Genomic DNA, 24,235 nt, shown 5'->3' with positions numbered 1-24,235 from the left:
GCTATGGACCGACGCGATGTACTGAAGCTCTCTGCCGTGGCAGGAGCGACCGGCGTGATGACGCTGGCACCCGTGAACTTCGCCGCAGCCGACTCCGGCTCCTCCCCGTCCGGGCCGTCGGGGCAGGACGCGGACCTGACGAGGACCGTCACCGGTCACCTTCCCACCGGCGTCGCCGACTTCGTGTACCTGCCGGTCGAGGTGCCGCGCGGTATACGGCAGATCGCCGTGTCGTACACGTACGACCGGCCGGCCGTGCCGGCCGGCACCCTCGGCAACGCGTGCGACATCGGCATCTTCGACCACCACGGCACGGACCTGGGCGGGCGCGGCTTCCGCGGCTGGTCGGGCGGGGCGCGCACCGAGTTCGCGATCAGCGCGGAGGAGGCCACGCCCGGCTACCTGGCCGGACCGGTTGGGGCGGGCACCTGGTACATCGTCCTCGGGCCGTACACGGTGGCGCCGCAGGGCCTGAACTACTCGGTGACCGTCACCCTCACGGCCGGCGAAGCGGGCCGCACCCCGAAGCCCGACTACCCGCCGGAGCAGGTCGCCGGGCGCGGGCGCGGCTGGTACCGCGGCGACTGCCACCTGCACACCGTGCACTCCGACGGCAAGCGCACCCTGGAGCAACTGGCCGCGCTGGCGCGGGCCGCGAAGCTGGACTTCATCAACTCCAGCGACCACAACACCAGCTCCGCGCACCCCTTCCTCGGCCCGCTGGCGGGCGACGACCTGTTGATCATGACCGGCGAGGAGGTGACCACCCGCAACGGCCACTTCCTGGCGATCGGCCTGGACGGCGGCGAGTTCGTCGACTGGCGCTACCGGGCGCGCGACGACGCCTTCGACTCCTTCGCCCGGCGGATCCGCCGCGCGGGCGGCATCGTGGTGCCGGCCCACCCGTACGGCACGAGCCTGGCGAGCCAGTGGAAGTTCGGCTACGACAACGTCGACGCCGTCGAGGTCTGGAACGGCCCCTGGACCACCGACGACGAGGCGACCCTGCTGACCTGGGACAACCTGCTGACCGGCGCGGTGCGCCGGGGCGACGGCCACTGGATCCCGGCCATGGGCAACTCCGACGCCCACCGCGACCCCGACGTCGTCGGCCTCCCGCAGACCGTCGTCCTGGCCGACGGCCTCGACCGGCACGCCCTCCAGGCGGGCATCAGGGCCGGCCGCTCCTGGATCGCGGAGAACGCCGACGTCCAGCTCTCCCTCACCGCCTCGGGTCCGCACGGCGAGCACGCGGGCATCGGCGACCGGCTGGCGGTCGTGCCCGACGCCGTGGTGACGGTGACCCTGACCGTCTCCGGCGTCCCCGCGGACTCGCTGCTGCGCCTGGTCTCCGACGAGGGCCAGGTTCTCGCGGCGGCGCTGCCCGCGTCGGGCACGGTCAGCTGGCAGACCACCGCCTCGCTCGCCGCGTACGTCCGCGCCGAGGTCCGCCACCCGGCGCCCGCGGGCACCCCGGCCGGCATCCCGGGCCCGGCCGCGGCGATCACCAACCCGATCTGGCTCGACCGCAAGTAGCCCGCCGGTACGCCCGTGCCCGACCCCGCCGCCTTGTGGCAGGGTCGGGCACGGGCGTATCCGCCGGAGCCGGTGCGCGGCTGACGGCCGGCTGCTCCGTGGGATGCCCGGCCCGGCTCACGCGGCGGGCAGGCGGGCGTTGTCGGGCCAGGCCATCCGGAATTTGGTCGGCGTGCCGTTCAGCCTGGCCGGGTCGCCGCCGGGGGCGCCCACGAGGGCCGTCTCGACGTGCTCGGCGCCCATGGCCGCGTAGAAGGCCCGGGCGGCCGTGTTCTGTTCGAGCACCCACAGGTACAGCCCCGGGGACTCCGCCAGGGCGACGGCCTCCTCGGCGGCCCTGGCGAGCAGGGCGCGGCCGACTCCCGTACGCTTCCTGGCCGCCGTGACGTGCAGGTTGTCGACCAGGCTGCCCCACTTCGGGTCCTCGTCCGGGACGACATGGACGAAGCCCAGCACCCCGGTGCCGTCCTCGGCGAGCAGGGTGCGGGCGCCGGCGGGCGCGGCGAGGCGCCCGGACCAGACCGCCAGCCGGTCGGCGAGGACGTCGCCGTCGAGATAGGCGTCGGAATACGCCCCGCGGTAATGCCGCCGCCAACTGTCCGCGTGCAGCCGCGCGACCGCTTCCGCGTCGCCGGGTCCTGCGGTACGGAACCGCGGTGTCATGCCGCCCCCTCGTCCCTCGTGTACGTGGCCTGCCGAGCCCGCTCGGCAGTCAACAGGACGACGTGGGCCGGCGGCCAGCGTAATAATCGGCGGCGCACCAACCGCGGGGCTGCGGGCGCTCGGGCTCCAGGCTCCAGGCTCCAGGCCTCTGGCCTCAGGCCTCAGCGGGCGAAGCGCCAGCGGGTGGCGCCCTCCGGCTCCTTGATGCCCAGGCCCACCGCCGTGGTGAAGGTGAAGCGGTACAGATACCAGGGCGCGGGCCCCGCGCTGGGAGCGCTGAAGGGCGCCGTGAGGGCGTCGCCCGCGGCTTCGGCGGGCCAGCCCATGCCGCGGTAGCGGGCGGCGATGCGCTCCAGCGTCGCGTGGTCGGTCACCCGGGTGGCGGTGCCGCTCATGGTCAGGTCCAGGTTCTCCAGCCGCGCCGACACCGTGCAGGCCGGGTTGGCCGCGAGATGACGGGACTTGCGGGTGCCGGGCCCGCTGGTGAAGTAAAGGTCGCCGTCGTCCCACAGCGCGCCGACGCCCGCCGCGTGCGGGACGCCGTCAGGGCTGACCGTGCCCAGGAAGTACGGCACGGCCGCCACCCGCTCGTGCGCGGCGGCGAGCTGGTCGCGCGCCCGGCTCCACGGGAAGGTCTCGGTCCCGTACCCGACCCGGTCCAGGCTGACCGTCTCGATCGGCTCCTGATCGGCCATGTGCTGCCACCTCCGAAGAATGCGGTTCTCCCGTCGCAGGTGCAGACCGGCCGGGTGCCGCGAATTCATCGGTCGCCCGCAAGGCCCCCGTGACGTCCCCGTGACGCCCGCGGAAGGCGCGGCCGGACCGCAGCCGGGCCCGCGGCCTCAGCCCGTCACCCGTACCGGCAGCAGGATCCGCCACACGGCCTCCTCCAGGCCGTGCACCGCCGCGATCCAGCCGACGTTCTCCTCGTCCGTGCCGAGCCGGATCGCCTGGGCCAGTTCGGTCATCACCTCGGCGAGGTCGCCGTGGCACATTGCCGCTTCGAGCCGCCCGCCCGCCGGGCCGTCGTCGTGGTAGCAGTGGTAGGCGGGCGCGCCGCGCAGGACGCCGACCGGCCGCCATTGCGTGGCCAGCCGCCACACCGGTTCGCCCCCGACGCGTACGCCGTCCGCCTCGACCACCCGCGTACGGTTCCGGTCGACGTCGAGCGCGTGCCATCCGTCGGTGCCGGTCAGCACCAGGTCGGGGGCGCAGCGCTGGACGGCGCGCGGCACCGCGTGGACGGCGCCGGGCGTGGTCAGCACGAGCGGGACCGCGGCCATGCCGGCGTAGAGGCAGCCGAAGAAGGCGCCCGCCAGGTCGGGTCCCTCCGGGTAGACGAGCAGGACGCGGCTGCCGGGGCTGAGCAATGTACCGAGCCGGGCGGCGATGGCCCGGGCACGCCGGTCGAGTTCGGCGAAGCTGCACCCCGCGGTACCGACCGCAGCGCCCGCCCGGCCCTCGAAGGGCAGCTCGGGCACCAGTGTCGGGTGCCGTTCCGCGCGCCGGCGCAGCAGCGGTCCGGGCAGCCGGCCGCCGTCCCCCGCGACGGGCCGGGGCCCGCCGCCCCCGCCGCCGCCCGGCCGCGACCGGCGCGGCTTGCTGTGTTTTCCGCCGCTCATTGCAACGGTCTCCCGCGGCGCGGAGTATTGCGGCGCATACGCCGTGCCCGGCGGCCGCGCGGCATGCAGCGGCCGCACGGAATCGCGCTGCGGCCTCCCCCACCAGGCGGACCGGCCGCCGGGCGCGCCGGCCCCGTACGGCGTATCCGGCGGGCAGTCGGCCGGCTCGTACGCCCCTGCCGCATACCCTCCGGCGACGTAGCCGACCTGTGCTTCGGGCGTACCCGGGCCTCGTACCGGCGCCCGGTACGGGCCACCCGCGCGATCCGCACACTTCGTACACATCGCGGCTCAGCTACCCGTCCTGTGGCGCACAGCCCCACGGCACGATCCATCCCCACACACCACAACCTCCGCGCACGCACAGACGGAATATCAAATTCGGCCCAACTTCTGCCGTTGGACCGGTTAAGGACCCGCATGGGGTGACCCGGGGCGGCCCGACACGGCAAACTGACACGGACGGGGCTGAACCAGCGGCTCCGCCGACGAGTGCCATGCGGACAACTGTTCCGCCTGGCGATGAATGATTGATATACGCGCGGAAAGCCGACCCGGCCCTGTCCGGACCGGTTCGGTTCGCGAGCGGTTCAGGGGGCATGAATGGGAAGCGGGACGGAACCGGGCGGCGGCTTGCGGTTCGCGGTCCTCGGGCCGGTGCGCGCCTGGCGCGACGGCCAGCCGATCAGCACCGGCGCACCGCAGCAGCGTGCGCTGCTGGCCGTACTGCTGCTGCGCGGCGGGCGGACGGCGACCGCGTCGGAGCTGCTGGACGCCCTGTGGGGCGAGAACCCGCCCAACACCGCGCTGGCCGCCCTGCGTTCGTACGCCTTCCGGCTGCGCAAGGCGCTCGGCTCGGAGACCCTGGTCACCGACTCGGGCGGCTACGCGATCCACGTACCCGTCGAGGCGCTGGACGCCACCCTGGTCGAGCAGTTGGCCGCGGAGGCCGAGAAGGTCCGCGCGGTCGACCCGGGCCAGGCCAGGGAGCTGATGCTCAGCGCGCTGGACCTGTGGAAGGGTGAGCCGCTCGCCGGACTGCCCGGGCCGTACGCCGAGACGCAGCGCGGCAGGCTCGCCGAGTGGCACCTCGGCCTGATCGAGGCGCGGCTAGAACTCGACCTGGAGGTGGGCGCGCACGCCGAAGCCGTCTCGGAGCTGACCGCGATCACCGCGGAGCACCCGCTGCGCGAGCGGCTGCGCGCCCTGCTGATGCTCGCCCTCTACCGCAGCGGACGGCAGGCCGAGGCCCTGGGCGTCTACGCCGACACCCGCCGCCTGCTGGCCGACGAGCTGGGCATCGACCCCTCCACCGAGCTGAGCGACCTCCACCAGCGCATCCTGGAGGCGGACCCCGGCCTGGCCCCGCCGCAGGGCGCCGCCGCGCCCGGCGCCCCGGAGATCCTCCGCCCGGCGCAACTGCCCGCCACCGTCTCCGACTTCACCGGCCGCTCGGCCTTCGTCCACGAACTGGGCGAGCAGCTGGCCTGCGCGTCGCAGGGCAGCGGTGTGATGGCGGTCTCCGCCGTCGCCGGCATCGGCGGTGTCGGCAAGACCACCCTGGCCGTCCAGGTCGCGCACGACGCCCGCGACGCCTTCCCCGACGGGCAGCTCTACGTCGACCTCCAGGGCACGGGTCCGCGGCCGGCCGAACCGGAGGTCGTGCTCGCGTCGTTCCTGCGCGCCCTGGGCCTGCCCGACGCGGCCATCCCCGACTCGCTGGCCGACCGCGCCGCCCTCTACCGCTCCACGCTCGACGGGCGCCGGGTCCTCGCGCTGCTCGACAACGCCTACGACGCCGCCCAGGTCAGGCAGCTGCTGCCCGGCACGCCCGGCTGCGCCGCGCTGGTCACCAGCCGGGTGCGGATGGTCGACCTGGCCGGCGCCCACCTGGTCGACCTCGACGTGATGTCGCCCGAGGAATCGCTCCTGCTGTTCACCCGCATCGTCGGCGAGGAGCGGGTCAGCAGCGAGCGGCAGGCCGCCCTCGACGTCGTCGCCGCCTGCGGCTTCCTGCCGCTGGCGATCCGTATCGCCGCCGCCCGGCTGGCCGCCCGCCGCACCTGGACGGTCTCCGTCCTGGCCAACAAGCTCGCCGACCACCGCAGGCGGCTGGACGAACTGCGCGCCGGCGACCTCGCCGTCAAAGCCACCTTCGCCCTCGGCTACGGCCACCTCTCACCCGCGCAGGCCCGTGCCTTCCGGCTCCTCTCGCTGCCCGAGGGCCCGGACATCTCCCTGCACGCCGCGGCCGCCGTCCTCGACCTGGACCCCTACCGCACCGAGGAACTCCTCGAAGCCCTGGTCGACATCAGCCTCATCGAGTCCGCCGCCCCGGCCCGCTACCGCTTCCACGACTTGCTGCGCCTCTACGCCCGCGAGCAGGCCGAAGCCGACGAGACCCCCGAGGCGCGCTGCGCGGCGCTGTCCCGGCTGCTGGACTTCTCCCTCGCCTCGGCGGTCTCCGCCTACGCGCTGGAGAATCCCGGCGACCGCGTCATCGACCACCTCGCCCCGACCACCCACCCCGGTCTGTCCTTCGGCACCAGGGAGGAGTCCCTGGAGTGGCTGTTCTCCGAGGCCCAGGGGCTGCTGGCCACGGTGCAGCAGGCCGCGGACTCGGGCTGCGAGGGCTTCCTGCGGCGCGCGGTGGACGTCCTGCTCGCCGCCCAGGACCTGGTGGAGTCCGGCGTCTACGGCCGGCAGTACGAGCAGGCCGCCTGCGCCCTGGTGTCCACCGCGCAGGCGTGCGGCGACACCCTGACCGAGGGCCGCGGCCGGGTCTGGCTCGGCCAACTGCTGCGGCTTTCCGGCAGGTTCGACGCCGCGGAGGAGGAGGCCAAGCGCGCGCTGCTGCTCGGCCTGTCCGCCGAGGACCCGGTGACGTGCAGCTACGCGCCGAATCTGCGCGGCTCGCTGGCCCACCGCGGCCACCGTTTCGCCGAGAGCGCCGCTTATCACACCACCGCGCTCGAAGCCTTCAGGGCGGACGGCAACAAGCACGGCGAGGCGTCGGCGCTGAGCAACCTGGCCCGCGCCCAGCAGGACCTGGGCGACACCGAGGCCGCGACGGCCACCGCGGAGCGGGTCGTGGCGATCCACCGGGAGATGGGCGCCGGATTCAGGCTGGGCAACGGCCTGTACTCGATGGGCGTCACGCTCACCGCCGCCGACCGCCTCGACGAGGCGCTGGAGTGCCTGACCGAGGCCCTGGACATCTTCCGCGCCGCCCGGCAGCAGTTCTGGGAGGGCATGACGCTCTTCCGCCTCGCGCAACTGCACCTCGCCGCCCAGCAGTGGCGGCAGTCCGCCTCCCACGTCGAGCAGTCGCTCGTCATCCTGCGGGAGATCGGCGGCGAATGGCGTACGGCCAACGCGCTGACCGTGCTGGGCCGCGCACTCGACGGTATGGGCCAGGAGATCCGCGCGTACGCCTGCTGGCACGACGCGCTCGCCGTCTTCACGTCGCTGGGGACGCCGGAGGCCGCCGAGGTGCGGCGGCTGCTCGGCGACGGGGACCAGGACGAGCCGCGGCCGTCGCTCGCCGTCTAGCGTCTGTCGGCCCGCGCTGCCCAACTGATGCCGTTTATCAGTTGATTATCGCCGGGTGCCACGATTCCATCACTGCACGAGCTGCCCGCTCGGCGGTGCACGGGGGTCGCTGCCGGGCGGGCGTTTCGACAGTACGTCCCCACGCACTCACAGCACACAGGAGAGCACCATGAGCGCAGAGCAGGCGAAGACCCCGAAGGCGCCGAAGCTTGACGGCGGCGGCACCGCCGACCCGGACAACATCTACACCGAGGGCACGCCCGAGACCGCTCCGGAGACGGCCGCCACGCCGGGCACCGTGAAGCCGAACAACATCTACACCGAGGGCACGCGCCCGTAATCGTCCGCTGACGGGGGGAGCGGTCGCACGGGGGGCAGGGGGACCACGGGGGATCCGGGGGGATCACGGGGGACCACGGGGGGAGCAGGGGGAATCGGGGGGCCATGGGGGCAGCCCGGGAGGGGGAACGTCCGCGGATCAGGGGCCTGCGGACGGCGCCCCGGGCTCGCACAGCAGACTGACCGCAGCTCGGAGGGGACGCTGCGGCCAGTCTGCTGTGTCTTGTGCTGCCCTCGGGGGCGTCCCCGGGGGCAGCACAAGACACTCGCCTGGCGAAGGCGGAGCACCCGGCGTAGCCTCGGCCCCGAGGGGGCTGAGTACGCGAAAGAGGCGGTGCCGCCGGATGCTCCGCAACATCTTCGGCTCGCTTCTCGCGCTCATCGGAGCAGCGCTCGCCGTCTGGAGTTCCTTCCGTGTCTGGTACGGCGGGCGCCACGGGACCGACATCCGGGTGGACGACCTCTTCACCGGGGTCGGCGTCACGCCGGCAACCGCGGCCCTGCTCGGCTCCCTCTTCCTTCCCCTGGGCTTCGCCGCCCTGCTCGCCGTGCTCGGCGTGCTGGTGCGCTCCCGGACCGCGGTGGGCGCGGCGGGCGCCCTCGTCCTCGGGGTCACCGTGCTGTGGATGGTCCGCCAGGGCCAGTCCGCCGGTTCGCTCACGGCCGGCGGCGACGGCCTCGACGTCGGCGTGGCGGCCGCGGTCGGCGGCGGCGCCCTGCTGCTGCTCGGCGCGGCCGTGATGCGGGGCCGCACGATCCGCCGGTACGCCGAGCCGTCCGCGCCGTACCCGATGCCCTCCGAGCAGCCGCCCGCACATCCGTACGCCGACGCCTCGGCACCGCCGCCTCCGCCGGCTGCACCGTTGGATTCCGGCTACCGCCCGGAGGACGACGACACCCTCACCCTGCCGCCGCTGCCGCCCGACCGGCCCCTGGGCTGACCGGGAGCATGGCCGCGCGGGCCGGAAGGCGGGCTCAAGCCCGGCGGGACGACGCCCCGGTCCCCTTCGTCGCGTCGAGCGCGTAGACGCAGCGGTCCTTGGAGCACGCGTAGATGACGCCGTCCGCGCTGACCGGCGAACCGGTGATCTCGCCGCCGGTCTCCAGCCGCCAGCGCAGCTGGCCGCCCTGCGCGTCCACGGTGTAGAGGCAGTGGTCCTTGGACCCGAAGTGCACGCGGCCGTCGGCGACCGCGGGCGACCCGACGATCTCGCCCTGCGCCGCGAACCGCCAGCGCGGGGTGCCGCTGACCGCGTCCAGCGTGTAGAGCGCGCTGCCCGCGCCCAGGTGCACCGCACCGGCCGCCACCACGACCGGCTCCACGGACTGCCGCGGCTCGGTGGCGACCCGCCACCGCTCGCGCCCGCCGGCCGCATCGAGCGCGTAGACCGTACCGAGGTGGTCGGCGACGTACACGCCGCCGCCCGACGACCCGGGTCCCGGTACGTACGCGGGCGGCGCGAACATCACCGCCGGTGCGTCGAAATGCCAGCGCTCGGCGCCGCTGCGGGCGTCGAGCGCGAGCACCCGGGTGCCGGCGGTCAGGTGGACGACGCCGTTCGCGACCACCGGTCTGGTGGGCACCGAACCTGCCACGCCCGGCTCACCGACCGGATACGACCACATCTCCGACCCGGTCAGCGCGTCCACCGCGTACAGCTTCCCGCCGCCCTGGTAGTAGACGACCCGGCCGACGACGGTCGGGCCGGAGTCCGGCGACTCGAACTCCGTCTGCGCGCCGCTCCGCTCCCACCGCAGCGTCCCGCGACTCGCGTCCCACGACTGGACTCCGCCGCCGCGCGTCCCCGTGACGACGGTGCCCGCGTCGGTCCGTACCGCGTAGACCCAGCCGTCGATCTGCGTACGCCACCGGTCGGCACCGTCCGCCGCGTCCAGCGCGAATAGGTGCGGCCCGTCCGAGGCGTGGATCCGGCCGCCGGCCACCGCCATGGTCCACGCGACGTCCTTGGTCTTGAACTCCCGCCGCCCGCTCGCCACGTCCAGCGCGTGCACCTCGAAGGAGGTGACGTAGAGCAGGCCGCCGGCCACCACCGGGGTGCCCCACACGTCGTTCGACATCCGGAACCGCCAGGGCCGCCACTCCGCCGGGGGCGCCGCCGCCGCGCCCTGCGCGGGCACACCGGTCGGTGCCGGGTCGCCGGCCCGGTGCGCCCCCGGCCTGCGGCGGACCCATTCGGTGCCCGGCGCGGCCCCGCTCGCCGCCTTGTGCTCGGCGGCGTCCGCGACCCGCAGTCCGGGCCCGATCGGCGCCGATCCGGCGAGCTGCACCACCTCGCCGGCGCCGTGCCGGCCGTTGTTGTCGCCGCCCGGCGCGTGCGCCGGGATCGGCGGCGGCTGCGCGGGCCGCGGCGGCAGCCCGCCCTGCGGCGCCGGCGGCTGCGCGGGCCGGATCCGGCCCGCCGCGTGCGCGCCGCGCCCGCCGTCGGCGGGGCTCGCGGGGTGCGGCAGCCGGCCGCTGCGGCGCTGCTCTATCAGCGCGACCGCCCCGGGGGGCAGCCAGGCGGACGCCGTCCCGGTGTCGTCGCCGCCGGTCGAGAACAGGTGCGGGGCCAGCTGGGCCTGCAGGTCGGCGGGGGTGGGCCGGCCCTCGGCCTCCATCCGCATGCAGGACTCGATGAGCGGGCGCAGCTCGTCGGGCAGCCCGCCCAGGTCCGGGCCCTCGCGCAGCAGCATGAAGACGGTCTCCACCGGGTTGGCACCGTGGAAGGGCGCGTGCCCGGTCGCGGCGAAGACCAGAGTGGAGCCGAGCGAGAAGATGTCGCTCGCGCCGCGCACGCTGCGGGAGTCGCGTGCCTGCTCGGGCGACATGTAGGCGGGGGTGCCGACGGCGACGTTGGTCATCGTCAGCCGCGTGTTTGACACGCCGGAGGCGATGCCGAAGTCGATGACCCGCGGCCCGTCCTCGACCACCAGCACGTTGGACGGTTTCATGTCGCGGTGCACCAGGCCGGCGGCGTGGATCGACTGCAGGGCCTCGGCGATTCCGGCGGCGAGCCAGCGCACCGCCTGGGCGGGCATCGGCCCCGCCTCGTTGACGATCTCCTCCAGCGACGGGGCGGGGACGTACGCGGTGGCCAGCCACGGCACGGCGGCCCGCGGGTCGGCGTCCACGACGGCCGCGGTGTAGAAGCCGGAGACGGCGCGGGCGGCCTCCACCTCACGCGTGAAGCGGACCCGGAAGAGCTGGTCCTCGGCAAGCTCCGCGCGTACGGTCTTGATCGCCACCCGGCGGCCGGATGCCGAGCGCGCGAGATAGACCAGCCCCATGCCGCCGGCGCCGAGCCGACCCAGCACCTCGAAAGGGCCGATCCGTCTCGGGTCGTGCTGCGTCAGCTGCTCCATCACTACCCTGCCACCTCCCCGTACCCGCGTTGTTGCGGCCGTGCTCCGCGTCCGTGCGTCCTGCCCTTCGCGGTCCGTTACCCGCGCCCACGCCAGAGTACGGACCTGATTGTTCCTGGGAAGGGCGCCTGTTGCGAACCCGGGGCCGTCACGACACGCCCAGGGAGCGAACTCGTTATCATCCGCCACCCGTCGTCCCGGCAGCGGCACAACGCGCCGGAAAGGATCAGATGTTGGTCAACTCCCCTCTATGGAGCCCTCCTTGCGCTGAGGATCGATGACCTTGAAGACCGCGCCCTGGTCGTCGGTGACGGTGGCGAGCCTGCCGAAGGGCGAATCCGCGGGCTCTTCGGTCACCCGGCCGCCGAGCTCGCGCACCGTCGCGACGGCGGCGTCGCAGTCGTCCACCGCGAAGTAGATACGGAAGGCCGAGGGCTGCTCGTCCGGCAGGCCGCCGTCCAGCCGCAACCGCCCGCCGATCTGCAGCTCCGGGTCGCCGGCCGGCGACCACACCTTGTAGTCGAAGTGCAGGCCGTCGCCGATCTGCTCGGCCCGGTAGCCGAACAGTGCCTCGTAGAAGGGGTCGACGGCCGCCGCGTCCCGCGTGTGGTTCTCCGCCCAGCAGAAGGCGCCCGGCTGGTCGGCGATCTCGAAGCCCTGGTGCTCGCCGGCCTGCCACACGCCGAACAGGGAGCCGCCGGGGTCGACCGCACCCAGCATCACGCCGGCCTCGCCCGCCTTGTCAGGCCCGAAGACGACCTGCCCGCCGGCCGCGCCGATCCTGGCGGCGGCGCCGGTCGCGTCGGTCGAGGCGAGATAGAGGGCCCAGGCGGTGGGCATCGCGGGATCCGGCTTGCTCATCAGGGCGGCTGCCGACTTCCCGTCACGCAGGGCCAGGGTGTAGTGCCCGAATTCCTCTCCCTGGTCGTCGAAGGTCCAGCCGAACAGCTCGCCGTAAAACCGCCGGCCGGCCGCCAGGTCGGGCAGCGCCGCGTCGGCCCAGCAGGGCACGCCTTCGTTGAATACGGACATGGTCCTGTCTCCCTCTCGCGTGTGGTCGCCATCGGCTCGACGGCCGTTTCTGCCACCGTAGTCAGTGATCTTCCCCACAGCAGGAGGCCTAATTCGAACGTATGGTCAATTCTTGCGAGGGGCCGCCGCTGACCGGTCGCCAGCCGCCCACCACGCACCACAAAAGCTCACGGATGGCGCAAATCAGCCCATGGAAGGGGTCGAAAGCAGGTTCCGGTTAGCTGCTGGAAACCCTCATTGACCTGCGTCTTCCGTACCACCAGACACCCTCTCCCCATTTGCACGCGGCCAAATCGCGCGGGGGTCGCGCGCCGGTAAACTGACGGCATGACAGGACAAGTTCGCACCGTCGACGGACGTGTCGCGGGTCGCCGAGGGCAGGCGACACGGCAGAAGCTGCTCGACTGCCTGGGCGAGATGCTCAGCACGTCGCCGTACCGGGACGTCAAGGTGATCGACGTCGCACGGATGGCCGGCACCTCGCCCGCCACGTTCTACCAGTACTTCCCCGACGTCGAGGGCGCCGTCCTGGAGCTCGCCGACGAGATGGCGAAGGAGGGGGCGAGCCTGACCGGACTGGTCGCGGGCCGCTCCTGGGTCGGCAAGTCCGGCGCCCAGGCGGCCGACGAACTGGTCGACGGCTTCTTCTCCTTCTGGCGGAAGAACGACGCGATCCTCCGCGTCATCGACCTGGGCGCCGCGGAGGGGGATAAACGTTTCTCCAAGATCCGCACCAGGATCCTCACCGCGGTGACGGGCTCGCTCACCGAGTCCATCAAGGAGCTGCAGGGCAAGGGCCGGGTCGACAAGGACGTCAGCGCGCCCGCCATCGCCGGCTCGCTGGTGACCATGCTGGCCGGGGTCGCCGCCCACCAGAAGGGCTTCACCGGCTCGGGTGTCAAGCAGGCCGACCTCAAGCCGAACCTGGCGCTGCTGGTGCATCTCGGCGTGACCGGCAAGAAGCCGCCGAAGTAGCGGCGCGCGGCGGGCGCGTGACGGCGGCCGGCAGGCGGCGCGGCGGGGCATGATGTGCCGCACGGCTCCCGGTCAGCGGGAGCGCCGCGGACGACGGCCGGGCGTGTGACCGTACGGCCGGTGCGGCCTGCCGCCGGCGGACCGCGCTCCCGCGACCCGCCCTCCGGCGCCGAAGGGGCCGACTCCCGTGCTGCGACGCGTCATGCTGCCGCTGACATCCACCCTGCTGCTCACGCTGCTGGCCGTGCTGTGGCCGGTGCACGGCGGTCTCCCCAGCGCGCCGGACTGGACCGCGCAGGCGGCCGCCCGCTTCTGGACGCCCGAGCGGATGGCCGGCTCGATGCCGGCCTCGGGCCGCCGGCTGCCACCGGTCGCGCAGGCGGCCGCCGGTCCCACAGCCCCAGGGCCGCCGGGATCCGCGGTGCGTTTCGCCGGGTTGCCCACCGTGGGCGTGCTCTTCTCCGTCGGCGACGACCTGGCCGGGCACTACTGCACCGCCAGCGTGGTCCACAGCCCCGGCCGCGACCTCATCCTCACCGCGGCTCACTGCGAGCCCGGAAGCGACATCGGCTTCGTACCGCAGTATCGCGCCGGCGCCGACCGGCAGCCGTACGGGATCTGGGCGGTCGACCAGGTCTTCACCGACCCGCGCTGGGCTCCGGACGACGACGCGGCCTCCGACTATGACGTCGCCTTCGCGCGGGTGCGCCCCGATCCGCACGGGCGGCGTATCGAGGACGCCACCGGCGCCAACCGCCTGGCGCGCACGCCCGGTTACCGCGACCGGGTCACCGTCGTCGGCTATCCGCGGCTCGGCAGCGACCCGGCCGACCGGGCGATCACCTGCACGGCCACCACGGAACGCCTCGGCGCGCGGCGCCAACTGCGCTTGGTCTGCGACGGCTTCGCCGCCGGCACGTCGGGCAGCCCGTGGCTGCTCGCCTTCGACGCCAGGACCCGGACCGGCACGGTGGTCGGCCTGATCGGCGGCCTCGACGGCGGCGGTCCCGACGACCGCGTCTCCTACAGCCCCTTCTTCTCCGACGCCGTCCTCGCGCTCTACCACAGCGCCACCCGCGCCTGACCAGTTCCCGCACGCCCGGACAGCGCCCCGCGCCCCAGCGGTTACGCTCTCGACCGCACCACCACGCCGCCCTACTACAGGAGTTCCGCATGTCCGACCCCACCTCGCCCCCCGCGCCGGCGGGCACGGCCGCCACTCCGGACGCGATCGTGATCGGGGCAGGTCCGGGCGGCCTGGCCACGGCGGCGGCGCTGCGGCACCACGGCGTACGCCCCCTGGTCCTGGAGCGCGCGGAGCAGCTCGGCGCGTCCTGGCGCGGCCACTACGACCGGCTGCACCTGCACACCACCCGAAGACTCTCCGCCCTGCCGGGACTGCGGATACCCCGCGCGTACGGCCGCTGGGTGGGCCGGGACGACGTCGTCCGCTACCTGGAGCAGTACGCCGAGCACCACAGCCTCGACATCGCGACCGGGATCACCGTGGACCGCGTCGAGCGCGGCGACGCGGGCTGGGAGTTGCCCGCCAACGGCGGCCGGGTGCTCCGCTCCCCCGTCGTCGTCGTGGCCACCGGCCACAATCACACGCCGCACATACCCGACTGGCCGGGCCGCGACACGTTCCCCGGCGAGCTGCTGCACGCGGCCGCCTACCGCAACGCGGCGCCCTACGCCGGCCGCGACGTCCTGGTCGTGGGGGTCGGCAACACCGGCGCCGAGATCGCGGTCGACCTGGTCGAGGGCGGTGCGGGCCGGGTACGGCTGGCGGTACGCACCCCGCCGCACATCATGCGCCGCTCGACCGCGGGCTGGCCGGCGCAGGCCAGCGGCATCCTCGTACGGCGGCTGCCGCCGCGGCTGGTCGACCGGGTGGCGCCTTACATCGAGCGGATGAGCGTGCCCGACCTGTCCGCGTACGGCCTGCCCCTGCCGGAGAGCGGGCTGTACGCGCGGGTGCTCGACGGGGCGATCCCGGTGCAGGACGTCGGGCTGATCGACGCGGTGCGCTCGCGGCGCGTCGAACCCGTCGCCGCCGTCGAGCGTTTCGAGGGCGCCGAGGTGCATCTCGCGGACGGCTCGCAGATCGCCCCGGAGGTCGTGGTCGCCGCGACCGGCTACCGGCGTGGCCTGGAAGGGCTGGTCGGCCATCTGGGAGTGCTCGACCGCCGCGGCCGCCCGGTGGTGCACGGGGCGCGCACCCCGCCGGGGGCGCCGGGGCTGTTCTTCACGGGCTTCACCAACCCGATCAGCGGGATGTTCCGCGAAATGGCGATCGACGCCGTCCGGATCGCCAAGGCGGCGTCCCGCATCCGCCGCTGACCTGCGGCGACACCAGGATCGATCACTCGTGCGAGTGATCGTCGGCGGATGCGGAACCGGAGGCGTGCGGCGGTCCGTTCACACGACGACCGGCATCGCGGCAGGCGCGACGACCGGCCGCCGGCGGATCACCAGGGACATCAGCGCGGCCACCGCGCACAAGGCACCGGAGGTGTACCAGACGACGTCGTACGAACCGAACGCATCACGGGCCACCCCGCCGAGATAGGCGACGAGCGCGGCACCGATCTGGTGGGCTGCCAGCACCCATCCGAAGACGATCGCGCTGTTCTCGCCGTAGTGCTCGCGGCACAGGGCGATCGTCGGCGGCACCGTGGCGACCCAGTCGAGGCCGTAGAAGACGATGAACAGCACCATCGGCGGGTGGACGCTGTCGGCGAGCAGCATGGGGAGGAACATGAGCGAGAGTCCGCGCAGGCCGTAGTAGACGGCCAGCAGCCGTCGCGGCGACATGCGGTCGGTGAACCATCCGGAGGCCACCGTGCCCACGATGTCGAAGACCCCGATGACGGCGAGAAGTGAGGCGGCGGCCGTCACGGGCATGCCGTGGTCGTGGGCGGCGGGCACGAAGTGCGTCTTGACCAGGCCGTTGGTGGAGGCGCCGCAGATCGCGAACGAGCCCGCGAGCAGCCAGAAGGTGCCGGTGCGCGAGGCCTCGCGCAAGGCCCTGAGGGTGCGGGTCGCCGCGCCGCTTGCGGGCGGCGGCTTGGGGACGAACTGCGGTGCGCCGTAGGGTGCCACGTTCACGTCGGCGGGGTGGTCGCGCAGCAGGAACCACACGAAGGGGACGACGGCGACCGCGGCGCAGGCCACGATCGCGGCGGCCGGCCGCCAGCCGTGGTTCTCGGTGATCCAGGACAGCAGCGGCAGGAAGACCAGCTGCCCCGCCGCGCCTGCCGCGGTGAGGACGCCGGTGACCAGGCCGCGGCGGGCGACGAACCACCGGTTGGTGACGGTGGCGGCGAAGGCGAGGGCCATGGACCCGCTGCCGAGGCCGACCAGGACGCCCCAGCACAGGATGAGTTGCCAGACCTGCGTCATGGAGACGGTCAGCCCCGCCCCCAGGGCGATCGTCAGCAGGGCGCAGACGACGACCCGCCGGATGCCGAAGCGGTCCATCAGCGCGGCGGCGAAGGGCGCGGTGATCCCGTACAGCGCGAGGTTGATCGACACGGCCAGGCCGATCATGCCCCGCGACCAACCGAATTCGGAGTGCAGCGGGTCGATCAGCAGGCCCGGGAGGGAGGCGAACGCGGCGGCACCGATCAGCGTCACGAAGGTGACGGCGGCGACGACCCAGGCGCGGTGCAGGGGCGGCCGGCGGCCGGGAGTGGCAGGGACAGCGCCGGTGGCGGGCGCGGGGGCTTGAGATGTCTGCGTCACGTGATCAGTCTCCGGCGGCCTGTCCGAGGCAGCGAGTGGCCCGATGGCCACGATATGCAAGAATCGAGCCATGGCCGTCCCGCCCCCACTTCCGGCGTCCCCACCCGCACACCCGAGGCCCGCCGCACCCGGCACCGGAGCCTCCGCCGAGGTCTTCCGGCACCCGGAGAGGCACCGTGTCGCGGTGTTCGCGATCGACGGGGTGATCCCCTTCGAACTGGGCATCCCGCTGCGGATCTTCGGTTCCGCCAAGGGCACCGAGGACGGTGCGCCGCTGTACGAGATCGTGACGTGCAGCATCGAGCCCGGCGAGGTGCGGACCGACGCCGACTTCTCGGTCGTGGTGCCGCACGGGGTGGAGGCGCTGGCCCAGGCCGACACCGTGGTCGTGCCCGCGTCCCACGAACTGGGGCCGGTCTACACCGAAGGGGTGCTCACCGAGCCGCTGCAGGGCGCCTTCGCGGCGATCAGGCCCGGCACCCGGGTCGTGTCGATCTGCACCGGTTCGTATCTGCTGGCCGCCGCGGGCCTGCTGGACGGCCGTCCGGCGACCACGCACTGGACCAGCGCCGACCACTTCCAGCGGCTCTTCCCGCAGGTCAGGGTCGACCCCGACGTGCTGTACGTGGACGACGGGGACGTGCTGACCTCGGCGGGGGTGGCCGCGGGTATCGACCTGTGCCTGCACATCGTGCGCCGGGACTGCGGGACGGCGGTCGCGAACTCGGTGTCCCGCCGCACCGTGGTGCCGCCGCACCGCGAGGGCGGTCAGGCGCAGTACATCCGCCGGCCGCTCCCCGAGCCGCAGCTGGCCAGCACCGAGCGGGCCAGGGCATGGGCGCTCGACCGGCTGGACCAGCCGCTCACACTGCGGCAGTTGGCCGAGCGGGAGTCGATGAGCGTACGCACCTTCACCCGGCGCTTCCGGGAGGAGGTCGGGATGAGCGCGGGCCGCTGGCTGACGCAGCAGCGGGTCGAACTGGCCAGGCAGCTGCTGGAGTCGACCGACCTGAGCGTGGACCGGGTCGCCAGGAAGGCCGGTTTCGGCACCGGAGCCTCGATGCGGCAGCATCTCCAGGTGACACTCGGGGTGTCACCGACCGCCTACCGGCGGACCTTCCAGCCGTCCGGGCGCGAGTAAAGGCGCACGCATCGACCAGGTGGTCAGGCCGGACTCCGGTCGCGGGCGATCGAGGTCAGCGCAGGGCGGCGGCGCGGTCGACCTCGCACCAGATCTGCTTCCCCGCGCCCTCGGGCTGCCATCCCCAACGGTCGGCGAGGCCGTCGACGAGTTCGAGCCCGCGCCCGCCGGTCTCGTCGCGCTGGGCGTGCCGCGGGGCCGGCGGGTTCATGCTGGTGTCGGCGACCTCGACGCGTACCGGTGCGGCGGGAGCGGCGGGGAAGAGCATCCGCAGCACCGCCGGGCAGCCGGTGTGCACCACCGCGTTGGTGACCAGTTCCGAGATGAGCAGGATCAGAGTCTCGGCGACCGGCTCGTCGGCACCTATTCCGGATCCGACCAGCCGGGACCTCGCCCAGCGGCGCGCCCGCCCCACTTCCGCGGGGTCCACGCCGACCTCCAGTTGCACCTGCAGCATCTGCACTGATCACACCATCCGAACCGGCGGACACAAGGCCTCACGCCTGCCCGGGATCACCGAGCGTGATCCCGACTTCACACAGCATGATCGACCGGCGGTCACCGGAACAAGCGCTTCCGTCATATTCCAGCGCGATCGACAGCGGGTGCTGCATACTGTGCGGCGCGTCGGGCGGGACACGGAACGCCCAGGCCTGGGTACCACCCGGCTGTACCGGGCGGTGCTTCCGAGCGGCCTTGAACGTACGCGCACCCGATGGAGCGTACCCGAGGTGGACTCCGACTCCGCCGCGCGACAAGTCACGCATCGGACACAACTCCGTGTGGACGCTCCGTAATCGGACGACGCCGACGGGCCGCTGCGGCCGGTCAGGCGCTCAACGGCTGGGCGGTCTCGTCGGTGGCCGCGGTCAGGTCGGGGAAGACCTCGAACAGCCGGCGTACCCCGAGCGCGGCGAGCACCCGGTTGACGTGTGCGGCGTCGCCGGCGGCCGCGCCCTCCTCGGGCAGCACGATCCGCAGCCGTCCGGCGCAGGACCGCATCAGCCGGCGGGCGCCGATCAGCACGCCCACCCCGCTGGAGTCGCAGAAGCGCACATCTGCCAGGTCGAGCACGAGGCTGCGCCGCCCGTCAGCGACCGCGTCATGGACCTTCTGCCGTACCGCGGGCGATGAGATCAGGTCCATCTCGCCCGCGACCGTCACCACCGCCCAGCCGTCTCGCTCGGCCCGGGTCACCAGCACGGGACCGCACCTCGCCTCGCTGTCGGGTTCAGGTTCGTCATCACGACGAGCCTATGCCCGTTCTCAGCCGTAACTCTGCAATCTCCCGGTCACACCCGGATAACAGACCGACAGAAGCGTTCACATGAGGGGCCAGGTTGGTGCAAAGGGGCGCACGCCCCGGCGGGCGGCGGGTACGGTCGAAGGGCAGCGGCCGGCTGGCCGGTGAGGCGGCCGACGGACAAAGGGGCGGCAGATGGCGACACCCGCACCGCCGCGCTGGGACCGCAAGATGCAGCAGCGGCTCGCACGCGGCGAGGAGGCCGCACTCGGCGAGCTGTACGACCGCTACGCCTCACTCGTGCACAACCTGGCCCACCGGGTGCTCGATGACGACGAGGCGGCCGACCTGATCACCCGCGAGGTCTTCGGCTACATCTGGGAGAATCCGGACGACTACGACCCCAAGCGCGGTTCGCTGCGGTCCTGGATCGCCGCCCTCACCCAGAGCCAGGCCGTGCACCGGCTGCGGCAGTACGAGAGCCGCGGGCACTCCACCCCCAGCCAGGTCGAGGCCAGAGTCCGCGAGGCCAACACCGCTGCCCGCGCCGACTTCATCGTCACCTCGATGCCCGCGCCGCTGCGCGACGCGCTCGAACTGGCCTACCGCGAGCGCCTCGACTACCGCGACGCCGCCGCCGGCCTCGGGGTGAGCGCCGACGAGTCGCGGCGCCGGCTGCGGCTCGGCCTGCAACTGCTGTCCACGGCGATGGACCCCGCCGGCAGCCGGGAGATCCGCCCGCTGGAGCGCGGCGACGCGGCCGATCCGTTCGAGGCCCGCGGCCAGGGCCGCCGGGGCCGGCCGTGAGCGGCCCCGCCTACCGCAACGGTGGCCCGCTGGGCGACGGCGACGGCTTCCCCCGGGTGCCCAGCCAGCGCGACCAGTCCGGCAGTCCCCGCCCGCTGCCCGCGCCGGACGCGCCGGCCGTGACGCCGCCGGCTGCGCCCGTTCCGGTGCCGGAGGCGACGCGGCCCCGGTTGCCGCAGTACGACCACGCCACCTTGAAGTCGCTGCTCGGCGCCTGGGCGCTGGCGGTGTGCTCGCGCGACGAGTCGCTGGCCGTCGAGGTGCACCTCACCGACTGCGCCGCCTGCGCCGACGAGGCGCTGCGACTGCGCGACGCGGTGGGCCTGCTGCACCGCGAGGAGAGCCTCGACCTCGACCCGCTGCTGCGGGCCCGGGTGCTCGAAGGATGCCTGGGACGCCGCCCGGCCCGCATCCCCGTGCCGGAGTGGGCGGGGCCCTACGACGCGGAGGCCGCCAGGCTGGACGCGCTGCTGCGCGACCTCGGCGACGGCTACTGGCAGGAGCAGGTCGAACTGCGGTGGTACGACGGGGCCCTGGTGGCGAGGAAGGTCACCATCGGCCAGGTCATCGCCCATCTCACCACGGTGGACGGCCTGGTCGCGGTGGCCCTGGACATGCCGGACGCGGAAGGCAGGCCCGGCCTGGACCTGCCGCTCGACCCCGTGCGGCGAACCGAGGCGATGTGGGCGGCGCAGCGTACTGGCGACGGCAAGGACGAGGGCTCGGGTTCGGGCTTGGGCTCGGGCTCGGGCTCGGCAATTGGCGCGGGATTCCGCGACGTCTGGCGCGGGCAGAGCCACAACCTGCTGCGTACGGTGTCCTTCGCGGGCGCAGGTGCCGCCGGAATCGGCGTCGACTACGGGTCGTTCAGGCTGCCGCTACGGGACGCCTTCGTGGATCGCGCCTTCGAGTGCTGGATCCACGCGTGGGACATTGCCGAGGCCGTGGCCTATCCCTACGGGCCGCCGGCGCCGCGCAATTTGAACCGGATGATCGACCTGGCGGCCAGGATGCTGCCCGCCGCGCTCGCCGACCGGCGCCGGGACGGTCTCGCCGACTCCGCGGGGCGGCTCGCGGACGCGGGGGCGCCGGGGCGTTCGCTGTTGCTGGAGATCGAGGGAGCGGGCGGCGGCAAGTGGTACCTGCCGCTCGACTCACCGGGTGCGGTCGCCTCGAAGGAGCACGCGGTGGCCCATGTGGTGCTGGACGGCGTGGAATTCTGCCAGCTCGCCGCGGGCCATCTGGAGCCGGAGCGGATCGCCTTCGGCCAGCAGGGCGACCGCGACGTCATCAGGGACGTGCTCTATGCCACCGCGTCGCTGTCCCGCCTCTGAGACCGAGCGCGACGCGGTCCCCGCCCCTGAGGGCGGCATAGGCGGGCCTGCGGGACCGTGGAGGGACGTGAGGCGGCCCTGCCTGGCTCAGGCGAAGACGACCGTACGGCGGCCGTTGAGCAGCACCCGGTGCTCGCTGTGCCACTTCACCGCGCGGGCCAGTGCCTGGCACTCCACGTCGCGCCCGATGGCGACCAGGTGCTCGGGGGTGACCTCGTGGCCGACCCGCTCGACCTCCTGCTCGATGATCGGCCCCTCGTCGAGGTCCGCCGTCACATAGTGCGCGGTCGCGCCGATCAGCTTCACGCCCCTGTCGTGCGCCTGGTGGTACGGCTTGGCGCCCTTGAAGCTCGGCAGGAAGGAGTGGTGGATGTTGATGATCTTCCCCGACAGTTCCCGGCACAGGTTGTCGGACAGCACCTGCATATAGCGGGCGAGCACCACCAATTCCACGCCTTCGGCGCGCACCAGGTCGAGCAGCTGCGCCTCGGCCTCGGCCTTGGTGTCGCGGGTGACCGGGATGTGGTGGAAGGGGACGCCGTAGGACCCGACCAGCTCGCGGAAGTCGGTGTGGTTGGACACCACCGCGGCGATCTCCACCGGCAGCGCACCGATGCTGGTGCGGAAGAGCAGGTCGTTGAGGCAGTGCCCGAACTTGCTGACCATGAGGACGATGCGCATGCGCTCGGCGGACGGGTGGATCCGCCAGTCCATGTGGTAGGCGTCGGCGACCGCGGCGAAGCTGGCGCGCAGCTTGTCCACGTCGACGGGGGGTTCGGCGGCGAAGTGCACCCGCATGAAGAACAGCCCGGTGTCGCGGTCGCCGAACTGCTGGCTGTCCACGATGTTGCAGCCGGTCATGAACAGGTAACTCGACACCGCGTGCACGATGCCCTGCTTGTCGGGGCAGGACAGGGTCAGGACGTACTGCGGCTCGACGGGCGGCTGCGACGGCTGTTCGTTCACCCCGCCAGCGTCGCACACACAGCCGCGCGCGTGCCGGGGTGTCCGTCAAGCGGAACGCGTGTAGATCGCCAGTACCTCCAGCGAGCGCGGCGGGCTGTCCGGGTCCTCGCCGTCCGCGCCGGCCATCAGGACGTGCGCCTCGCGCGCGGCGCTGACCGCGTCCGGCCAGCCGGGGTGCTCCAGATACGCCGAGGCGGGCGCGTCGGCACCCACCTGGTGCAGGATCTTCAGCACCCGCAGCACCGCGACGTCGACGAGCGCCGCCTCCTGCGCGTCCCGGAATATGGTGCCGACGTATTTGTCCGCCGACCAGTTGTCGAGCCAGGTGTCCTCGACGAGGCGGTAGACGGCGTCCGTGACGTCGCCGTAGCCCGCGCGCCCGGTCTGCCAGACCTCGCGCTGGAAGACCGGGTCGCTGATCATGTGGAGCGCCGAGCGCACATTGCTGCGCCAGCGCCACCACGGCATGTCGTTGAGGGGCATGCCCCCCATCGTGGAGGAGACACGGCCGCGACGGGAAGACTTCTCCGAACCTTGCACGACGGGCAATCGTACGCATTCGAACGTCGACACCTGTAATTCACCTGAAAGTGACCGCTCGTTCCCGTCAGGTCACCCCCGCGTTGGGCCCGGACCGGAATCTTCCGTAGCTATGACTGAACGGCGCATGTGCAGGGCTCGCCAGGCTGTCGTCCCACTGCTGGCCGCAGGTGCGCTACTCAGTGGCTGTGGCGTGCTCCCGGGCAGTGCGGGGGGCTCCCCGGGACCCATCGTGGTGATGACCTGGGCGCCCGAGAACACCAGGTCGACCAATATGCCGGGAATGCTCGCCATGGCGCAGGCCTTCGAGCACTACGTCAACGACACCGGCGGGCTGAACGGCCGCAAGCTCAAGGTGCTGACCTGCAACGAGCGCAACGACTCGGTCGCGGTGTCGGGGTGCGCCCAGCAGGCCGCCGACGCGCACGCCGTCGCCGTCGTGGGCTCGTACAGCCAGCAGGGCGGTTCCTTCACCACGGCGCTCGAATCAAACAACATCGCCTATGTCGGCGGTTACGGCATCACGCAGGACGAATTCCAGAGCCCGCTGTCGTACCCGGTCAACGGCGGGCTGCCGGCGCTTCTCGCGGGCAGCGGCACCCAGTTGTCGCGGCTGTGCAAGAAGGTGGCGCTGGTGCGGCCGGACACCATCACCGGCGACCAGTTCCCGATCTTCCTCGACCAGGGCCTCACGGCGGGCGGCCGCTCCTCCGCACGCGACCTGCCCGCCCAGGACGACGCCTCGGACTACACCGACGTGGCACAGCGCGCGGTCGGCGACAACAAGTCGACCAGCTGCGTGTCCGCGGTGCTCGGCGACCACACCAGCACCTTCTTCGACTCGCTGCGCAGGCTCGGCGACAAGGCGCCGAAGGTCAGGCTCTCCTCGGTGATAGGCAGCGTCCAGCAGTCGCTGGTGGACGCCACCGGCGGCCCGAACAGCCCGCTGGAGAACGCCGTGGTCACCGGCTGGTACCCGCCGGCGTCCGACCCCAAATGGGACAGGATGAAGGCGGTCGTCAGCAAATACGCCTTCTCCGACGACCGTATCGACGTCGCCGACCCCGGGGTGCAGACGACCTGGATCGCCTACACCGTCTTCGCCGAGGTGATCAAGGCCATGAAGCCGGGCGCGGAGATCGACGCCGACTCGGTGCAGAAGGCGCTCGACCACACCACGAAGCTGTCCACCGGCGGGCTCACCCCCGACCTGGGCTGGGCCGACACCGACCTGCTCGACATCCCCGACCACGCCAGGCTCGTCGACTCCAAGGTCACCTACCAGGTGGTCAGGGGCGGCAAGCTGGAGCAGGAGGGATCGGGCTTCGTGGACGTGGCGGCGACGCTCAAGAGGGCTACGAGCGCCGGCTGACGC

General features: G+C 73.1%; 21 protein-coding genes. 11 read left to right on the top strand and 10 right to left on the bottom strand.

The genetic code is table 11. The features are described from left to right. The first annotated feature begins 57 nt into the window (after window positions 1-57). Entirely contained in the window at window positions 58-1,536 is a 1,479-nt protein-coding gene (locus tag BUE44_RS13380) for a CehA/McbA family metallohydrolase (protein ID WP_073497683.1), read from the top strand. Window positions 1,537-1,653: 117 nt separating this feature from the next. Here BUE44_RS13380 and BUE44_RS13375 read toward each other — a convergent pair whose 3' ends face one another. From BUE44_RS13375 to BUE44_RS13365, 3 genes are all read right to left on the bottom strand, one after another. After that, a complete protein-coding gene (locus BUE44_RS13375; RefSeq protein ID WP_073497680.1) occupies window positions 1,654-2,199 on the bottom strand; it encodes a GNAT family N-acetyltransferase in 546 nt (181 codons plus the stop codon). 161 nt (window positions 2,200-2,360) lie between these two features. Beyond that, window positions 2,361-2,894, bottom strand: coding sequence for a pyridoxamine 5'-phosphate oxidase family protein (locus tag BUE44_RS13370; RefSeq protein ID WP_073497678.1), 534 nt, complete (start codon window positions 2,892-2,894; stop codon window positions 2,361-2,363). Between the two features lie 147 nt (window positions 2,895-3,041). After that, window positions 3,042-3,821, bottom strand: coding sequence for an AMP-binding protein (locus BUE44_RS13365; protein ID WP_107415705.1), 780 nt, complete (start codon window positions 3,819-3,821; stop codon window positions 3,042-3,044). A 603-nt stretch (window positions 3,822-4,424) separates the two neighbouring features. On the opposite strand from BUE44_RS13365, the gene BUE44_RS13360 reads away from it, so the two are divergent. The 3 genes from BUE44_RS13360 to BUE44_RS13355 all read left to right on the top strand — a co-directional run bounded on the left by BUE44_RS13360 (window position 4,425) and on the right by BUE44_RS13355 (window position 8,653). Further along, window positions 4,425-7,373 (top strand): AfsR/SARP family transcriptional regulator, encoded by a 2,949-nt coding sequence (locus tag BUE44_RS13360; protein ID WP_073497676.1) that lies wholly within the window; start codon window positions 4,425-4,427, stop codon window positions 7,371-7,373. Between the two features lie 169 nt (window positions 7,374-7,542). Then, window positions 7,543-7,713, top strand: a complete 171-nt coding sequence (locus BUE44_RS37440; RefSeq protein WP_159450247.1) for a hypothetical protein — start codon at window positions 7,543-7,545, stop codon at window positions 7,711-7,713. A gap of 343 nt (window positions 7,714-8,056) precedes the next feature. Further along, a complete protein-coding gene (locus tag BUE44_RS13355) occupies window positions 8,057-8,653 on the top strand; it encodes a hypothetical protein (RefSeq protein ID WP_073497674.1) in 597 nt (198 codons plus the stop codon). A 34-nt stretch (window positions 8,654-8,687) separates the two neighbouring features. Here the strand turns inward: BUE44_RS13355 and BUE44_RS13350 are convergent, their stop codons facing one another. Together BUE44_RS13350 and BUE44_RS13345 are read right to left on the bottom strand one after the other, a co-directional pair. Beyond that, window positions 8,688-11,075 carry an outer membrane protein assembly factor BamB family protein gene (locus BUE44_RS13350; RefSeq protein WP_073497671.1) on the bottom strand — a complete coding sequence of 796 codons (2,388 nt, stop codon included), beginning with the start codon at window positions 11,073-11,075 and terminating at the stop codon, window positions 8,688-8,690. Window positions 11,076-11,312: 237 nt separating this feature from the next. After that, window positions 11,313-12,107, bottom strand: a complete 795-nt coding sequence (locus tag BUE44_RS13345; RefSeq protein WP_073497669.1) for a VOC family protein — start codon at window positions 12,105-12,107, stop codon at window positions 11,313-11,315. 327 nt (window positions 12,108-12,434) lie between these two features. Here BUE44_RS13345 and BUE44_RS13340 point away from each other — a divergent pair, with 327 nt between their 5' ends. The 3 genes from BUE44_RS13340 (at window position 12,435) to BUE44_RS13330 (ending at window position 15,425) form a co-directional block, all read left to right on the top strand. Beyond that, entirely contained in the window at window positions 12,435-13,082 is a 648-nt protein-coding gene (locus BUE44_RS13340) for a TetR family transcriptional regulator (RefSeq protein WP_073497668.1), read from the top strand. 187 nt (window positions 13,083-13,269) lie between these two features. Further along, complete coding sequence (locus tag BUE44_RS13335) at window positions 13,270-14,166, top strand: trypsin-like serine peptidase (protein ID WP_235002116.1); 897 nt, start codon at window positions 13,270-13,272, stop codon at window positions 14,164-14,166. An 89-nt stretch (window positions 14,167-14,255) separates the two neighbouring features. Then, on the top strand, window positions 14,256-15,425 hold the full coding sequence (locus BUE44_RS13330) for a flavin-containing monooxygenase (protein WP_073497667.1): 1,170 nt from the start codon (window positions 14,256-14,258) through the stop codon (window positions 15,423-15,425). A 78-nt stretch (window positions 15,426-15,503) separates the two neighbouring features. Here the strand turns inward: BUE44_RS13330 and BUE44_RS13325 are convergent, their stop codons facing one another. Next, the gene (locus tag BUE44_RS13325) at window positions 15,504-16,829 is read right to left on the bottom strand and encodes an MFS transporter (RefSeq protein WP_407640024.1); all 1,326 of its coding nucleotides are present in this window, start codon (window positions 16,827-16,829) and stop codon (window positions 15,504-15,506) included. 70 nt (window positions 16,830-16,899) lie between these two features. On the opposite strand from BUE44_RS13325, the gene BUE44_RS13320 reads away from it, so the two are divergent. Continuing rightward, window positions 16,900-17,970, top strand: a complete 1,071-nt coding sequence (locus tag BUE44_RS13320; RefSeq protein WP_079189704.1) for a GlxA family transcriptional regulator — start codon at window positions 16,900-16,902, stop codon at window positions 17,968-17,970. Between the two features lie 55 nt (window positions 17,971-18,025). Here the strand turns inward: BUE44_RS13320 and BUE44_RS13315 are convergent, their stop codons facing one another. Both BUE44_RS13315 and BUE44_RS13310 read right to left on the bottom strand, forming a co-directional pair. After that, on the bottom strand, window positions 18,026-18,433 hold the full coding sequence (locus BUE44_RS13315) for an ATP-binding protein (RefSeq protein ID WP_073497664.1): 408 nt from the start codon (window positions 18,431-18,433) through the stop codon (window positions 18,026-18,028). Between the two features lie 365 nt (window positions 18,434-18,798). After that, on the bottom strand, window positions 18,799-19,167 hold the full coding sequence (locus BUE44_RS13310) for an STAS domain-containing protein (protein WP_079189720.1): 369 nt from the start codon (window positions 19,165-19,167) through the stop codon (window positions 18,799-18,801). 241 nt (window positions 19,168-19,408) lie between these two features. Here BUE44_RS13310 and BUE44_RS13305 point away from each other — a divergent pair, with 241 nt between their 5' ends. Beyond that, on the top strand, window positions 19,409-20,020 hold the full coding sequence (locus BUE44_RS13305) for a sigma-70 family RNA polymerase sigma factor (RefSeq protein ID WP_079189703.1): 612 nt from the start codon (window positions 19,409-19,411) through the stop codon (window positions 20,018-20,020). Beyond that, window positions 20,017-21,354, top strand: a complete 1,338-nt coding sequence (locus BUE44_RS13300; protein ID WP_073497660.1) for an MDMPI N domain containing protein — start codon at window positions 20,017-20,019, stop codon at window positions 21,352-21,354. Before BUE44_RS13305 ends, BUE44_RS13300 begins: the two co-directional genes overlap by 4 nt. Before the next feature lie 87 nt (window positions 21,355-21,441). On the opposite strand, the gene purU is transcribed toward BUE44_RS13300, so the two are convergent. Then, a complete protein-coding gene (purU, locus tag BUE44_RS13295; RefSeq protein ID WP_073497657.1) occupies window positions 21,442-22,320 on the bottom strand; it encodes a formyltetrahydrofolate deformylase in 879 nt (292 codons plus the stop codon). A gap of 45 nt (window positions 22,321-22,365) precedes the next feature. After that, window positions 22,366-22,812 carry an SCO4402 family protein gene (locus BUE44_RS13290; RefSeq protein ID WP_200804407.1) on the bottom strand — a complete coding sequence of 149 codons (447 nt, stop codon included), beginning with the start codon at window positions 22,810-22,812 and terminating at the stop codon, window positions 22,366-22,368. A 286-nt stretch (window positions 22,813-23,098) separates the two neighbouring features. Between BUE44_RS13290 and BUE44_RS13285 the strand changes: the two genes are divergently transcribed. Further along, window positions 23,099-24,232: an ABC transporter substrate-binding protein gene (locus BUE44_RS13285; protein WP_322940074.1), complete on the top strand. Its 1,134-nt coding sequence runs from the start codon at window positions 23,099-23,101 to the stop codon at window positions 24,230-24,232. Window positions 24,233-24,235 lie beyond the last annotated feature (3 nt).

The organism is Actinacidiphila paucisporea (genome assembly GCF_900142575.1).
GTDB classification, from domain to species: Bacteria; Actinomycetota; Actinomycetes; order Streptomycetales; family Streptomycetaceae; genus Actinacidiphila; species Actinacidiphila paucisporea.
Note: the sequence above shows the minus strand (reverse complement) of the source record. Positions and strands in the feature narration are given on the sequence as shown.